Genomic DNA, 14433 nt, shown 5'->3' with positions numbered 1-14433 from the left:
ATAGCCATGGATCGTTTGCTATATGTGTCAATGACTGGAGCGCAGCATGCGCTCTATAAACAAGCGTCAACGACAAACAACCTCGCCAATGTAAATACTCAAGGCTATAAAGCCGAAACCAATAGTTTTCGGGCGCTTTGGGTGTATGGCGATGGTATGCCTACTCGTACATTCGCTGTTGATGCGACAACGGGATCAGACATGTCTCCCGGCACATTGATGCAAACTGGTCGTGATCTGGATATGGCCATTCAGGGTAAAGGTTGGTTTGCTGTGCAAGCGGCAGATGGTTCAGAAGCCTATACCCGAAACGGTGGTTTTCAGATGGATAGTGAAGGGACATTGATGACCGGTGCTGGCCAACCGGTGATTGGTGATGGTGGTCCTATCCAAATCCCTGCTAACGTACAAATCACTATTGGAAGAGATGGCACCATCTCTACTGTGCCAAATGGTAATGGTGTGACACAAGTTGCTGTGCTTGGTCGTGTAAAGCTGGTGAATCCAGATGAAAAAACGATGGTGCGTGGCGAGGATGGTCTCTTTAGAACCGAAGGTGGTCAGCCGGCAGAAGCCGATAATACGGTCGTGTTGGCGGGCAATGCTTTGGAAAGCAGTAACGTGAATGCTGCGAAATGTATGGTGGATTTGATTACCCAATCCAGACAGTTTGATATGCAGGTAAAAATGATGCAAACCGCAGATCAAAATGCTCAAAAAGCCTCACAAATTCTTTCACTCAGCAGCTAATAAAAGAAGAGTTGAATAATGATTAGATCGCTCTGGATTGCTAAAACTGGTCTCGATACGCAGCAGACCAATATTGACGTCATTTCCAACAACTTGGCAAACGTCAGTACCAATGGTTTTAAACGCCAACGTCCGCTATTTGAAGACTTGCTTTATCAGACGCTTCGTCAGCCCGGCGCAAGTTCTACAGGGCAAACGCAAATTCCAAGTGGGTTGCAGGTTGGTACGGGTGCCAGACCAATTGCCACCGAGCGAATTTTTACTCAAGGTAGCTTACAAAGCACAGAAAATTCGCTGGATATGGCGATTAATGGCTCGGGTTTTTTTCAAGTGCTTTTGCCAGATGGTACGACGGGTTACACGCGTGATGGTGCTTTCCAAAAAGATAGTACTGGCCAAATTGTGACCAGTAGTGGTTACCCACTTCAGCCGGCGATTACGATTCCTTCTGATGCGACGTCTCTCACCATTGGTACAGATGGTACGGTTTCTATTACGCAATCGGGCAGTTCAGCGACGACACAGATTGGCAATATCACCTTAGCTAACTTTATTAACCCGGGTGGTCTGCAAAGCCAGGGTGAGAATTTATTCATTGAGACCGCATCCAGTGGTGCGCCAACTGTTTCTACACCGGGTACGAATGGTACTGGTTTAATTAACCAAGACTATTTAGAAACCTCAAACGTGAACGTAACAGAAGAGTTGGTGAGTATGATTCAAGCGCAAAGAGCGTTTGAAATTAACTCACGTGCGATTACCGCATCTGACGAAATGCTGCAGAAACTCGTTAGCCTCTAAGTTTAAAGGTGGGATGAAAATGTTTGCTCGTTTATTGTCACTTACTTTTGTCGGCATGCTGTTGTCGGCTTGTAGCAATACACCAAAAAGTATTGTTGAAGGCCCCTTAACGGTACGACCCCCAAAACAAGTGGTGGCAGCTCCGCAAAACGGTGCAATTTATCAAGCCAGCAATAGTCGAATCAATTTATTCGAAGATCGAATTGCAAGAACGATTGGTGACACGCTCACAATTAGCATCGAAGAAAAGTTGAGTGCGAACAACAAAGCCGAAACGAAGACCAGTAAATCGAATACATTATCAGCGGGTTTGCCGACTGTCTCTGGTTCGTTAGTGCCTAGCGCATTAAGTAAGTTAACAGACTTGTCTGTTGATGGTTCCTCTAGCTCTACCTTCAATGGAAAAGGTGAAAGTACCAACAGCAATACCTTTACCGGCAGTATTTCTGTAACCGTGGTGGATGTATTGAATAACGGAAATTTAGTCGTTGCTGGTGAAAAGCAAATTGCCCTAAACCAAGAAACCTCGTTTGTACGTTTCTCTGGTGTGGTGGATCCACGAGATATCAAAGTGGGTAACACTGTTTCTTCCACTAAGGTGGCAGATGCAAGGATCGAGCAGCGTGGTGACGGGCAAGTAGATGCTTCACAGGCAATGGGTTGGTTATCTAAATTCTTCTTATCATTTTTACCGTTCTAAAGCAGAGTAAGGAATAGGCATGAAGCTGATTTTACGTTTGCTTTGTCTTGGTTTGATCGCTATCAATGGTGCGGCTTCAGCGGAGCGGATCAAGGATTTAGCAAACATAGAAGGTGTTCGGATTAACCAGTTGGTTGGTTATGGTGTGGTGGTCGGATTGGATGGGTCTGGCGATAGCTCGTCTTTAACGTCGCAAAGCTTAGTTACAATGTTGAGTCAATTAGGCGTGCAATTACCCGCCGGAACTAACTTATCGGCAAAAAATGCCGCACCGGTTAGTATCACTGCTACCTTGCCGCCATTTGCCCGACCTGGCCAGCAAATTGATGTCACCGTTTCTAGCCTTGGTAGTTCAAAAAGTTTGCGCGGAGGTACTTTGCTACTCAGTCCGCTAAAAGGTGCTGATGGGCAAGTGTATGCGATTGCACAAGGAAACATCTTGCTCGGCGGGGCTGGTGCATCTGCCAATGGAAGTAGTGCGCAAGTGAATCAGCTAAACGCAGGACGCATCCCTGCTGGTGCAACGGTTGAAAAGGCCGTGCCAACACCGCTTGGGCAGGGTGAGTTTATCAACTTAGAACTAACGACAACAGACTTTACTACAGCCGACCGAGTGGTAGATGCAATTAATCGTTCGGTTGGTGGTAATGCAGCGAGAGCCCTTGATGGTCGATTGATTCAAGTCAGAGCACCATCGGATTCAACAAAGCGTGTCGCCTTTATTTCTCAAGTTGAAAACTTGATGGTTGCACCTGCTACAGCATCGCCAAAGGTGATCGTAAATGCACGGACAGGATCAATTGTCATGAATCAGTCTGTGATGGTGGATCACTGTGCGGTGGCGCATGGCAATTTATCGGTGGTGATTGGTACGGATAATTCGGTTAGTCAACCAGGTGCATTGTCTAATGGGCAAACAGCAGGTACGGCAAACTCAAATGTTTCCATCAATGCAGATAAAGGCCAATTAGTGAGTTTGCCAAAAGCAACCAGACTCTCTGATGTAGTGAAGGCATTAAATGCGGTAGGTGCTACACCGCAGGATTTATTGTCCATTTTGCAAGCAATGAAAGCTGCGGGCGCATTGCGTGCAGATTTAGAAATCATCTAGTTAAGATTGATTTAATCATAGAAATAAAAGCCTTCCCAATGAAGGCTTTTATTTTTGGATCTTTCTTTTCATATATGGCATGTTTCCTGCTTATTAATTAGCAAAGGTCGCATATTCAAGGAAAGAAAATGAATCCCGCATTAACAGGCTCATCGACAATTAATTCAGCGCCATCATTGGCGATTGATGTTAATGCGATCGGCAATATGAAAGCGGGCGCTGCGAAAGGAGATGTTGCAACACTGCGTAAAGCCGCCCAGCAGTTTGAAGCACTCTTACTTGAGCAAATGATGAAAAGCATGCGGGCAACGGTTGGGGAAGATGAAATTTGGGATTCCTCTTCGACTAAAATGTTTCAAGGCATGTACGATCAGCAAATTTCATTAGATATGGCGAATAGTAAAGGGATTGGTCTTGCTGATATGTTGGTTAGGCAATTATTGCCGCAAAACCAACAAGTGGCGGCAACAGATGCCTTTACAGGGTTAAATGTACGCTCATATAACGGTCAAGCACGGCAACCAGCTGTAACTGGGATGGTAAATAGCATTTCAGAGGCATCTACCCAGTTGGCTGGCACGGTGAATCCAATTAATGAGGCACTTGCCGCTGCAAAAACAACGGTTTCAGATAATTTTATTGATCGCATTAGTGGTGGATTACAAACTGCTGCCAGTATGCTTGGTGTCTCACAAAGAATTATTGCTGCACATGCCGCCTTAGAAAGTGGCTGGGGCAAAAAAGAAATTAAAGATTCCAATGGAAAAACTTCATTCAATTTATTTGGAATCAAAGCGAATAGTGATTGGCAAGGTAAATCAGTAGAAACCTTAACTACTGAATATATCAATGGCTCACCAGTCAAAAAAGTGGAAAGGTTTCGCGCTTATTCGTCTTATGAAGAAGCGTTTGCCGATTATGCAAACTTATTGGCAAAAAATGATCGCTATCGCCATGCCCTCAATAAAGGGAATGATGCAACTGGCTTCGGCCTTGCATTACAGAATGGTGGCTATGCAACAGACCCAACATATGCAATGAAGCTAGCGAAAGTGGCTAGGCAAACTAGATTGCAAAATTTGTAATCGTTTGAGTAATTTGATTCAAGTTATACATACTCAAGTCGATATAGAGAGTAAGGAGTAAATCAAATGACGCTGTATTCAATTGGTCTTTCTGCGTTGAGTGCTGCCCAATTAGGTATTTCTACCACTGGGCATAATATTACCAACTCAAGCAGCACTTCGTACCATCGACAATCGATTACGCAAACTAGTCAAACCCCACAGTTGACCGGCTCGGGCTTTGTTGGTGCCGGCACGATGGTGACAAACATTACTCGTTCGTATAACGATTTCTTGGATAGCCAAGTTAGAACGGTGAGTGGGGAGGCTAGTTATCTCAGCACATATCTCAGCCAAATTTCGCAAGTAAATGATCTTATTAGCTCAGATAATAGTATCTCGACTGGATTGAGTACTTTTTATAATGCGCTTTCTTCTGTTGCGAGTACACCTGCGAGTGTCTCTTCTCGTCAGTCATTTTTGTCCTCAACAGAGGCGTTGGTGAATCAATTCAATACCATGGCAGAGAGGTTGAATGACTTGTACAGCGGCGCTGATCAGCAAATACAAGATTCTGTTGCGCAGGTTAATTCATACACTTCGCAAATTGCAAAGTTAAACGCCTCTATTGTCCGAATTGAAAGTACTTCTGGCAATCAGCAGGCGAATGATTTGCACGATCAGCGCGACGCGCTGGTCAATGAGTTAAATAAAATTATACAAGTGGATGTTACAGAGGACTCGTCTGGATTTTTCAATATAACAACCGGTAATGGTCAGAGCTTAGTTGTTGGTACGACAGCAAATGAAGTTACGAGCAAGCGCTCTGCCTCCAATCCACAAAAATCGGACATTTATTTGTCGAATGGCGCATCTGATATTCTGTTGGACTCAACTAGTTTAAGTGGCGGAAGTTTAGGTGCGCTAATTGATTATCGTGACGTAACGGTAACCAATGCGAGAAATGAACTGGGCAAAGAGGCAATGGTCTTGGCCAATGCCTTTAACGAACAGCATAAGTTAGGCCAAGATTTGAATGGTAATTTAGGTGCGGATGTATTTTCAATTAGCTCACCATCCGTCTATTCAAACTCAAATAATGTGTCTACTGCGGCATTAACCGCGACTGTATCGGATTATTCTTCGTTACAAGCAAGTGATTATAAAGTTGCATTTGATGGTACAAACTACAATGTAACTAGAATGTCAGATAACACGGTAAGTTCATTTACAGGTTCGAGTTTTACGCTTGATGGTATTGATTTTTCGTTGTCTGCCACGCCAACCGCTGGCGATTCATATTTAGTACAACCGACAGTTAGTGGGGCAACTAATTTAAGTGCCTTAATTTCTGATACCGCAAAAGTAGCCGCAGGCTTACCATTAACCGCAACTGCCGGTACTAGCAACACAGGAACATCTACTTTAACGCTTAATAGTATAGATAGCGCCACTTTGTCTGACTCGGCATTCCCTGCATATGGCAGTACGTCTGCGATGAGAACGTTCACTTATTCTGGTGGGGCGTTTACCTCTTCGGATTCTGGAGACACGATTACGTTGAGTGGGAATACTGTTTCAGTCGCGCTTAGTTCTGGTGGTACCATGTCTTTCACGCTATCTGGTACACCTAGTTCAGGGGATTCATTTACAGTTGGCCGCAATAATAGTGGTACAGCGGATAGTCGAAATGCTAATTTGTTAGGTAAATTAGCAACCGCAAAATTGACCAATAATGGTACGGCAACGATTTCGGAATCTTATGCCCAGTTAGTGAGTTCAGTGGGTACAAAAACGAGCCAGTTAGATACTGAGTACACTTCTCAAACTACATTGCTAGATAGTGTAACCACTGCGCAGCAGTCATTCTCTGGTGTTAACTTAGATGAAGAAGCTGCCAATTTAATTCAGTATCAACAAGCATACCAGGCGGCCGCACGTATTTTAACGACTGCTCAAAAAATGCTCGATGATATCTTTAGTTTAATGAGTTAATGAGGTGAAATATGAGACTCAGTAGCTTAACCATCAGATCCATGGCCCAAGCCGGGATGACTGAAAAAATGAACGAGCAGGTAAAAGCGCAATTACAGCTATCTACCGGTAAGCGTGTTGTTACCGCTTCTGATGACCCTGTCGCCGCTGCTCGTGCGTTAAATGTGATTAACTCGCAATCAAGAGTAGATCAATTTACAAAGAATGGCCAGACGGCTGCAGATACCATGTCGTTATTGGAGACACAGCTTACAAATGCTTCAGATATCTTAACAAACTTACAAGATATTGCGGTGCAAGCCGGTAACGGAACACTTTCAGATGCGAACAAGCAGCAATTGGCCGCGAGTGTGGAGTCTCAGTTTCGTGAATATTTGAGTTTGGCAAATACACAAGGTGCAGATGGTTTATATATGTTCTCTGGCTACCAAGGTGGTACACAGCCATTTACAGAGACTGCATCAACAGGTGCGATCGGCACAATTAGCTATAATGGTGACCAAGGTGTTCGTCAAATTCAATTAACTGAATCACGCTATATACAAACTAGTGAAGCCGGTGATTCTGTCTTTGGTGACTCGTTTGGTAGCATTAAACAGTTGTACGATGCATTGATGGCAGGTTCATCATCTTCTACCTATACCGCAGATGTGACTTCTGCCTTGGCTGGTATTAAATCTGCGCAACAGCAAATTGGGGTGAAGGTGAGTGCAGTTGGTACGCGCCAAAATGAAATTGATATGTCCACACAAGTGAATGAAGACCTATCTCTGCAGTATGAGACTGAAAGAAGCCACTTGATTGACGTCGATTATGCAGAATCGGTCACCAATTATATGCAAGCGCAGCAGTTGTTAGAAGTGACGCGTACAACGTACAAACAGACACAAGGTCTATCTTTGTTTGACTATTTGTCGTGATATGACTTTGATTTGATTCTTTTTTCTGCTAGAATCCCATTTTTTATAAACCTAACCTTTTGAATTGAGGTCGATGTTCTATGCCAAGCGTACGCGTTAAAGAGAATGAGCCGTTTGAAGTTGCCATGCGCCGTTTCAAGCGCACAGTAGAAAAAACAGGTCTATTGACCGAACTACGTGCTCGCGAGTTCTACGAAAAGCCTACTGCTGAACGCAAGCGCAAATTAGCTGCTGCAGTTAAGCGTCATTACAAACGCCTGCGTAGCCAAACTTTGCCACCAAAGATGTATTAATCAGATTTGATTCTTCATCTGTAGTAAATTTGAAAAGAGAGTTGTTGCAATGTCTTTAAAGCAGCAAATTCTCGATGACATCAAGGCAGCCATGCGTAGCAAAGAAATGCAACGCCTGGGTGCCTTGCGTCTTTTGTCATCCGAGATTAAACAAAAAGAAGTGGATCAGCGTATTGAGTTGGCTGACGCTGATATCATTGCCATTATTAGCAAAATGCTAAAACAACGCAAAGATAGTATTTCCCAGTTTGATGCGGCAGGCAGAACCGATCTTGCCGATGCAGAGCGTGCGGAAGTGGTGATCTTGCAAGCATATTTGCCTGCTTCACTATCTGAAGGAGAGATTCGTCAGGTGGTTGAAAAAGCAGTGGCTGAGTCAGGTTTGACTGGCCCGCAAGCGATGGGCAAAGTAATGCCTGTATTAAAAGCTGAATTGGCAGGTAAAGCAGACATGTCAGTGGTTTCTGCGATATTGAAAGAAGTCCTCGCAGGATAATACTGCTGATGGATGAAGCAATTAGCAATTGCCCGTTACGATTCTTCGCAACGGGCATTGTTGTTTGTGGTGCTATTTAATTTTAGGAGCCTTGGCGCGTGATTCCGCAAACCTTCATAGATGACTTGCTTGCAAGAGCGGATATCGTGCAGGTGGTGGAGCGTTTTGTTCCTTTAAAAAAAGCAGGTCAGAACTATTCCGCCTGCTGTCCATTCCATCAAGAAAAGTCACCTTCCTTTACCGTTAGTCCAACCAAACAGTTTTATCACTGCTTCGGATGTGGTGTGCATGGAAATGCCCTTGGATTTATCATGGAATACCAAGGGTTAGGTTTTATTGATGCCGTAAAAATGCTTGCCTCTGAGTACGGGATGGTGGTGCCAGAAGAGCGCTCGGAGCGTTTTGAGCAACAAAAAGCTGTCGTGTCTCCGTTATTGGATGTGATGAGTGTTGCAACTAATTTTTTCAAAAAATCCCTCAAACAATCGCCTGAAGCAATTGATTATCTTAAGAAGCGAGGGCTAACTGGTGAAATTGCTGCGCGCTTTGAATTAGGGTTTTCTCCAGAAGATTGGCAGGCATTGGCCACCGTCTTTCCTCAATATGAGACACAAGACGATTTGTTAAGCGCTGGCTTAGTCATTAAGAATGAGCAAGGTCGTCGTTACGATCGCTTTCGCCATCGCGTGATGTTTCCCATCCATAACCAAAAAGGCCAAATCATTGGCTTTGGTGGGAGGGTATTGGGTAAGGGGGAGCCTAAATATCTTAACTCACCAGAAACGCCTTTGTTTGAAAAAGGTAAGGAGTTGTACGGACTCTGGCAGGCACGACAAGCGATTAAAACCGCTGGAAAAGTGATGGTGGTCGAGGGGTATATGGATGTCGTGGCGCTATCCCAGTTTGGGGTGGATTATGCTGTGGCTACGTTAGGCACGGCAACAACCGGCGACCATATTCATAAGTTACTCCGCTATAGTGAACGCATTATTTTTTGTTTTGATGGTGATAATGCGGGGCGCAAAGCCGCCTGGAGAGCATTGGAAAATTTATTGCCATTACTAACCGATGCCATTACCACTGAATTCTTGTTTTTACCCGAAGGAGAGGACCCCGATACTTTTGTACGGCAAGTAGGAAAAGATGGTTTTGAAAAGCTACTTGCGGAACGTGTATTGCCATTGTCTCGATTCTTGATTCAAGAAATTGGAAGCAGAACCGAGTTGGCCAAAGGTCGAGCGGAGGATAAAGCAAAGTTTTGGCATGAAATAAAGCCCTTGTTAAATCAAATAGCCGCCCCCACATTAAGAAATGTAATGTGGACTGAAGCAAGAAACTTTGCCGGATTACTCAGGCCTAAACAGGAAAAATGGCAGCCAGGGAAAAAACGTTCTCCACCAGAAGTGAGGATGGCAAGTAAAGCGCCGGCTACATTAGAAGATAGGTTAATCGGTTTTTTGCTACAAAAACCGGCAATAGCAGAACGTAATCGCTCATTATTTGGGCAGTTGCATAAATCGCATATTGATGGAGCGGAATCCCAAGCGCTGCTTGAGTTTTTGCAATCATCACCTACATTAAAAGAAGTATCGACAGAAGTTATTTTGCAGCAGTTTCCTCAGTTTCATTCGCGTTGGCAAAAGTTGCTTACGGCAGAGTGGGTGGTGTCTCAAGATTTTGCTAGTGAGGAGGCTGAAAAAGAGTTTGCAGATATTTGTCAGCAAATCATTAAATCGGCGGAGTGGAAAAAGCAAGAGCAATTGCAAGATTACATTGAGCGCAAAGTTACCTCTTCTGGTTTGGCTAGTTTAACGCCAGAAGAAAAAGAAAAGTACCGAGAGCTAACGTTAATGCGGGCTAGACGGTAGGGTAGATTTTTTTCAGAAAAAACATTAAAATCAATGGTTTTTCGGGTGCTCAGTCCAACCCCATTTGGAATTAAAAGATAATGACCGAAGAAATTCGCAACGAAAAGCACGAAAACTCAAAACGGGATCATGAACAGTCGCGTCAGCGCTTGAAGACGTTGATCGTCCTTGGTAAGGAACGTGGGTATTTAACCTACGCAGAGATCAACGACCACTTGCCTGAAGACATGTTAGATGCTGAGCAGATCGAACAGATCATCAGCATGATCAACGACATGGGTATTCAGGTAATGGATGAAGCGCCGGATGCGGAAGACATCTTAATGTCTGATGCAGCGCCTCCTGTTGCTGATGATGATGTGGTTGAAGAGGCTGAGGCCGCTTTATCTTCTGTAGATTCAGAGTTTGGTAGAACAACAGACCCTGTACGTATGTACATGCGTGAAATGGGTACTGTAGAACTATTGACTCGTGAAGGCGAAATTGAAATCGCTAAACGAATCGAAGAAGGCCTAAAACATATGGTGCAGGCAATTTCTGCCAGCCCAAGTACCATTGCCGATATTCTTGGCATGATCGAACGCATTGAAAAAGATGAAATGCGTATCGATGAATTGATCGACGGTCTAGTTGATCCAAATGCTGAAGAAGTGACCGAAGAGCCAACCGACCTCAACATCGATGATGAGGAAGAAGCCGATGACTCTGATGAAGAAGAGGATGAAGACGGCGAGGGTGGTGGTACCCCTTCAGGTGTAGATCTAGAGCAATTGAAAGCGGATGCAATGGTTCACTTTACGGTAGTGCGTGAGCATTACGGTAAAATGTTAGCTGCATTAGAAGATAATGGCTTTGGCTCTCCTGATTTCTTGGCTGCACAGCAAGCAATTTCTGACGCGCTAACCATGATTCGCTTCTCGGCGAAACAGGTAGATGCTCTTTGTGACAGTCTTCGCCAGTTGGTAGAAGAAATTCGTGCACAAGAGCGCGAGATTCAAGATTTGGTTGTGCTAAAAGGTCAAATGCCTCGCCAACACTTCTTGAAAATCTTCCCTGGTAATGAAGATAATCCAAGCTGGGTTAACGAAGAAATCAATGCGGGTAAAGCATATAGCGACGTATTGTCTCGCTTTAAACATGCTATTTTTGAGCGCCAAGGTAAATTGGCTGAAATTCAAAAGCGTGTTCGCATCCCAATTAAAGATTTAAAAGAAATTAACCGTCAAATGTCGACAGGTGAGGCTCGTTCACGTCGTGCGAAGCGCGATATGATTGAGGCTAACTTGCGTCTAGTAATTTCTATTGCGAAGAAATACACCAACCGTGGTCTTCAGTTCTTGGATCTAATTCAAGAAGGTAACATTGGTCTAATGAAGGCAGTGGATAAATTTGAATACCGTCGTGGTTACAAATTCTCTACTTATGCCACATGGTGGATTCGTCAGGCAATTACTCGTTCTATTGCTGACCAAGCGCGTACCATTCGTATTCCGGTTCACATGATTGAAACAATCAACAAAATGAACCGAATTCAACGCCAAATTCTTCAAGAGACAGGTATTGAGTCTACTCCTGAAGAGTTGGCGGCACGCATGGAAATGCCAGAAGAGAAGATTCGTAAGATTCTTAAAATTTCCAAAGAGCCAATCTCTATGGAAACGCCGATCGGTGATGACGATGATTCTCATCTAGGTGACTTCATTGAAGATGCAGTAACTATTGCGCCTTCTGATGCGGCGGTATACGCAAGCTTGAAAGATGTCACTAAAGAAGTGCTAGATACCTTAACACCACGTGAAGCAAAAGTGCTACGTATGCGTTTTGGTATTGAAATGAATACGGATCACACACTTGAAGAAGTGGGTAAGCAGTTTGATGTGACTCGTGAACGTATTCGTCAGATTGAAGCGAAGGCCCTGCGTAAATTACGTCATCCGACTCGTTCAGAAAGACTGAGAAGTTTTCTGGACGGTGAAGAAAATCAAGGGTAAAATGCGCAACTTTCTTGCATTTGGCATGTGTCAGATGCAAGTGGGCCTCTAGCTCATGCTTGGTTAGAGCAGCGGACTCATAATCCGTTGGTGCCGGGTTCGACTCCCGGGGGGCCCACCAAGTTTCAAATAAAAAAACCAACCTTAAAGGTTGGTTTTTTTATTTGTCTAACGTAAATACAATCCCAATTAGCTTTAGGCTAAGTTTTTTAGCTTTTCAATTGCATCTTGAAAAAGTGTTTCTTCAAGTCCAAAAATTTTAAGCACGTTACCGCGATGTTCTTCTAGCAGATTAATCACATCTGATATAGATGAGCATGCTTCTAATTGTGTTTTTAGCGATAGCATTTTGGGCAAATCAAAAATGCCAGGTGTTTTACTGCCGCTTGCTAGAACAGACTCAATGATGCTGCGCACTTCATTCTTGTTCATTTACTTCTACTCCGTCATCATTTCATATGGTTATCTATCAATAGCATGATTAATTGATAAGTTGGTATTTTATTTACTACTTTTTGCCAAAATATAATGAATAGCTTGCTTGCATATACATCGATCAGAAATGGCTCGAATGCGTGTAGATGTATTTCTAGATTGTGCTAGGTTCAAAGTCGAACACCATGACATCTTTTAGAAATGGTTTAAGATATTCAACAAATGCTACATGCAATGGATGGCTTAAATAGGTATCGCGATCAGATGTCGAGCTAAAATAAATAATAAATGCATGTGTTAACCCCTTGTTTAATAACTCGGGACTATTGTTGATGCCATGAAAAAAATCTTGAATGAGGTTGGTTTTTTTTAGTGCGTAGAACTGTTCGACAATCGATTGGGTGTCTTCTTCAGATGCTGAATCGTTGAATGAAAAATAGACGTGATGATGAATTGGCATTTTTTAGACTCTTTTATGTGAAAAATACACTTCGTTGAATGATTTTTGAAAAAAACCACTTGCTATCCCATTCGTTACATCGTATAAATTGGGCTCGCAGTTGTGATCCAGCTGTTATAAAAATAATAAAGTTGTGATAAGTAAATAAAAAGTATTACTCGCCCACAGCAACAACATAAGCAGTTAAACCATTGCTTAGATTGATTGCAAATCCCTTGGTGCAAAGCACCTTTTTAAACGTGATGAACGATTGCCGTTAGAGCAACACATGCGTTTAAAACATCAAAACAATAATATTCCTGCCCAGAAAATACAATGAGTGCGCGCGCAAAAAATTTGCGAGCCAAAGCCTGACTGCGTCCAAGAAGATTCGCAGCAGATGACAGTTTTTTCTATCACGCATGCAGAGGGGAAATACATGCGAATTGGCATCATCAAGGAAGTTATGCCGCATGAAGCCCGTGTCGCCGCAACACCGGAAACGGTGAAGAAGTTTGTGGCTGCTGGGTTGTCGGTCGCGGTTGAAAAAGGGGCGGGCTTGCTCGCGGGTGTATTGGATGCAGATTATGAAGCCGCTGGTGCAAAACTAGTGGCGTCAGCGCAAGAGGCATTATCAGGTGCCGATATTGCGCTGAAAATCCGTGCTCCAATTGAGTCTGAAATTGGATTGTTTGCAAAAGGGACGCGTGTATTTGCTGCCGTCAATCCTCACAAAAACGAACTGCTGGGCGCTTATGCGGCGGCGGGGCTAGAAGTATTGGCCATGGAGCTGATGCCACGGATTACCCGTGCTCAAAGCATGGACATTTTATCTAGCCAGGCAAACATTGCCGGTTACCGTTCGGTGCTGCTGGCAACTCAGTTCTATCCACGTTTCTTCCCAATGCTGATGACTGCCGCCGGTACAGTGAAGGCTGCCCGCGTACTGATTTTGGGCGCTGGGGTGGCTGGCCTACAGGCGATTGCAACTGCAAAGCGTTTGGGTGCAGTGGTTGAGGCTTTTGATGTGCGTCGCGCTGCAAAAGAACAGGTGGAGTCGCTAGGTGCTAAGTTTGTGGAAGTACCTATTGAAGAGTCTGGCGATGCGGCAGGTGGCTATGCGCGTGAGATGTCTGATGAGTACAAGGCGAAGCAAGCTGAGCTTATCCATGAGCGCGCACGTCAAGCGGATATTGTGATTACAACTGCGTTAATTCCGGGACGTCCTGCGCCGATCTTGATTAAAGCGGCAACCGTTGCTGCAATGAAAGCCGGTTCGGTGGTGGTGGATTTGGCTGTAGAAAACGGTGGTAATACAGAAGGTGTGGTGCTAGACGAAGTGGTTACCACATCAAATGGGGTCATCTTGGTTGGCTTATCTAATTTGCCGGGAATGGTGGCAGCTGATGCTTCTGCATTATTTGCGAAGAACCTGCTGAACTTCATTTCTCCAATGTTGGATAAGGAAAAAGGGTTGGTATTAAACCCTGAAGATGAATTGGTAAAGGCAACGCTTGTGGTATCGAATGGCCAAGTGCTGTTCGGTAAATCTGCGTAAGTGCGTAGTTAC

General features: G+C 44.1%; 14 protein-coding genes and 1 tRNA gene. 13 read left to right on the top strand and 2 right to left on the bottom strand.

Features of this window, described 5'->3' with window-relative positions; all coding sequences use genetic code 11:
* Window positions 1-6: 6 nt before the first annotated feature.
* From flgF to LIN78_RS14560, 12 genes are all read left to right on the top strand, one after another.
* Window positions 7-750: a flagellar basal-body rod protein FlgF gene (gene flgF / locus LIN78_RS14620; RefSeq protein ID WP_227181596.1), complete on the top strand. Its 744-nt coding sequence runs from the start codon at window positions 7-9 to the stop codon at window positions 748-750.
* An 18-nt stretch (window positions 751-768) separates the two neighbouring features.
* Window positions 769-1551 (top strand): flagellar basal-body rod protein FlgG, encoded by a 783-nt coding sequence (gene flgG / locus LIN78_RS14615; protein ID WP_227181595.1) that lies wholly within the window; start codon window positions 769-771, stop codon window positions 1549-1551.
* Window positions 1552-1570: 19 nt separating this feature from the next.
* Window positions 1571-2251, top strand: a complete 681-nt coding sequence (locus tag LIN78_RS14610; protein ID WP_227181594.1) for a flagellar basal body L-ring protein FlgH — start codon at window positions 1571-1573, stop codon at window positions 2249-2251.
* Window positions 2252-2270: 19 nt separating this feature from the next.
* Complete coding sequence (locus LIN78_RS14605) at window positions 2271-3362, top strand: flagellar basal body P-ring protein FlgI (RefSeq protein WP_227181593.1); 1092 nt, start codon at window positions 2271-2273, stop codon at window positions 3360-3362.
* A 128-nt stretch (window positions 3363-3490) separates the two neighbouring features.
* Window positions 3491-4447 (top strand): flagellar assembly peptidoglycan hydrolase FlgJ, encoded by a 957-nt coding sequence (flgJ, locus tag LIN78_RS14600; protein ID WP_227181592.1) that lies wholly within the window; start codon window positions 3491-3493, stop codon window positions 4445-4447.
* A 66-nt stretch (window positions 4448-4513) separates the two neighbouring features.
* Entirely contained in the window at window positions 4514-6421 is a 1908-nt protein-coding gene (gene flgK, locus LIN78_RS14595; RefSeq protein WP_227181591.1) for a flagellar hook-associated protein FlgK, read from the top strand.
* Window positions 6422-6432: 11 nt separating this feature from the next.
* The gene (gene flgL, locus LIN78_RS14590) at window positions 6433-7341 is read left to right on the top strand and encodes a flagellar hook-associated protein FlgL (RefSeq protein ID WP_227181590.1); all 909 of its coding nucleotides are present in this window, start codon (window positions 6433-6435) and stop codon (window positions 7339-7341) included.
* Between the two features lie 80 nt (window positions 7342-7421).
* A complete protein-coding gene (rpsU, locus tag LIN78_RS14585) occupies window positions 7422-7634 on the top strand; it encodes a 30S ribosomal protein S21 (protein ID WP_018150241.1) in 213 nt (70 codons plus the stop codon).
* Between the two features lie 49 nt (window positions 7635-7683).
* Complete coding sequence (locus LIN78_RS14580; protein ID WP_227181589.1) at window positions 7684-8130, top strand: GatB/YqeY domain-containing protein; 447 nt, start codon at window positions 7684-7686, stop codon at window positions 8128-8130.
* A gap of 98 nt (window positions 8131-8228) precedes the next feature.
* Window positions 8229-9998 (top strand): DNA primase, encoded by a 1770-nt coding sequence (gene dnaG, locus LIN78_RS14575; RefSeq protein ID WP_308443963.1) that lies wholly within the window; start codon window positions 8229-8231, stop codon window positions 9996-9998.
* A gap of 80 nt (window positions 9999-10078) precedes the next feature.
* On the top strand, window positions 10079-11989 hold the full coding sequence (gene rpoD, locus LIN78_RS14565; RefSeq protein WP_227181588.1) for an RNA polymerase sigma factor RpoD: 1911 nt from the start codon (window positions 10079-10081) through the stop codon (window positions 11987-11989).
* A gap of 42 nt (window positions 11990-12031) precedes the next feature.
* Window positions 12032-12110: transfer RNA gene (locus tag LIN78_RS14560), tRNA-Ile, on the top strand.
* A gap of 74 nt (window positions 12111-12184) precedes the next feature.
* Here LIN78_RS14560 and LIN78_RS14555 read toward each other — a convergent pair.
* Both LIN78_RS14555 and LIN78_RS14550 read right to left on the bottom strand, forming a co-directional pair.
* The gene (locus tag LIN78_RS14555) at window positions 12185-12421 is read right to left on the bottom strand and encodes a hypothetical protein (protein ID WP_227181587.1); all 237 of its coding nucleotides are present in this window, start codon (window positions 12419-12421) and stop codon (window positions 12185-12187) included.
* 157 nt (window positions 12422-12578) lie between these two features.
* Complete coding sequence (locus LIN78_RS14550) at window positions 12579-12884, bottom strand: Dabb family protein (RefSeq protein ID WP_227181586.1); 306 nt, start codon at window positions 12882-12884, stop codon at window positions 12579-12581.
* 379 nt (window positions 12885-13263) lie between these two features.
* On the opposite strand from LIN78_RS14550, the gene LIN78_RS14545 reads away from it, so the two are divergent.
* Window positions 13264-14421 carry a Re/Si-specific NAD(P)(+) transhydrogenase subunit alpha gene (locus tag LIN78_RS14545; protein ID WP_264474640.1) on the top strand — a complete coding sequence of 386 codons (1158 nt, stop codon included), beginning with the start codon at window positions 13264-13266 and terminating at the stop codon, window positions 14419-14421.
* Window positions 14422-14433 lie beyond the last annotated feature (12 nt).

The sequence above is a fragment of the Leeia speluncae genome, assembly GCF_020564625.1.
GTDB classification, from domain to species: domain Bacteria; phylum Pseudomonadota; class Gammaproteobacteria; order Burkholderiales; family Leeiaceae; genus Leeia; species Leeia speluncae.
The sequence above is the reverse complement of the archived record's forward strand: the minus strand, read 5'-3'. Positions and strand labels throughout refer to the sequence as shown.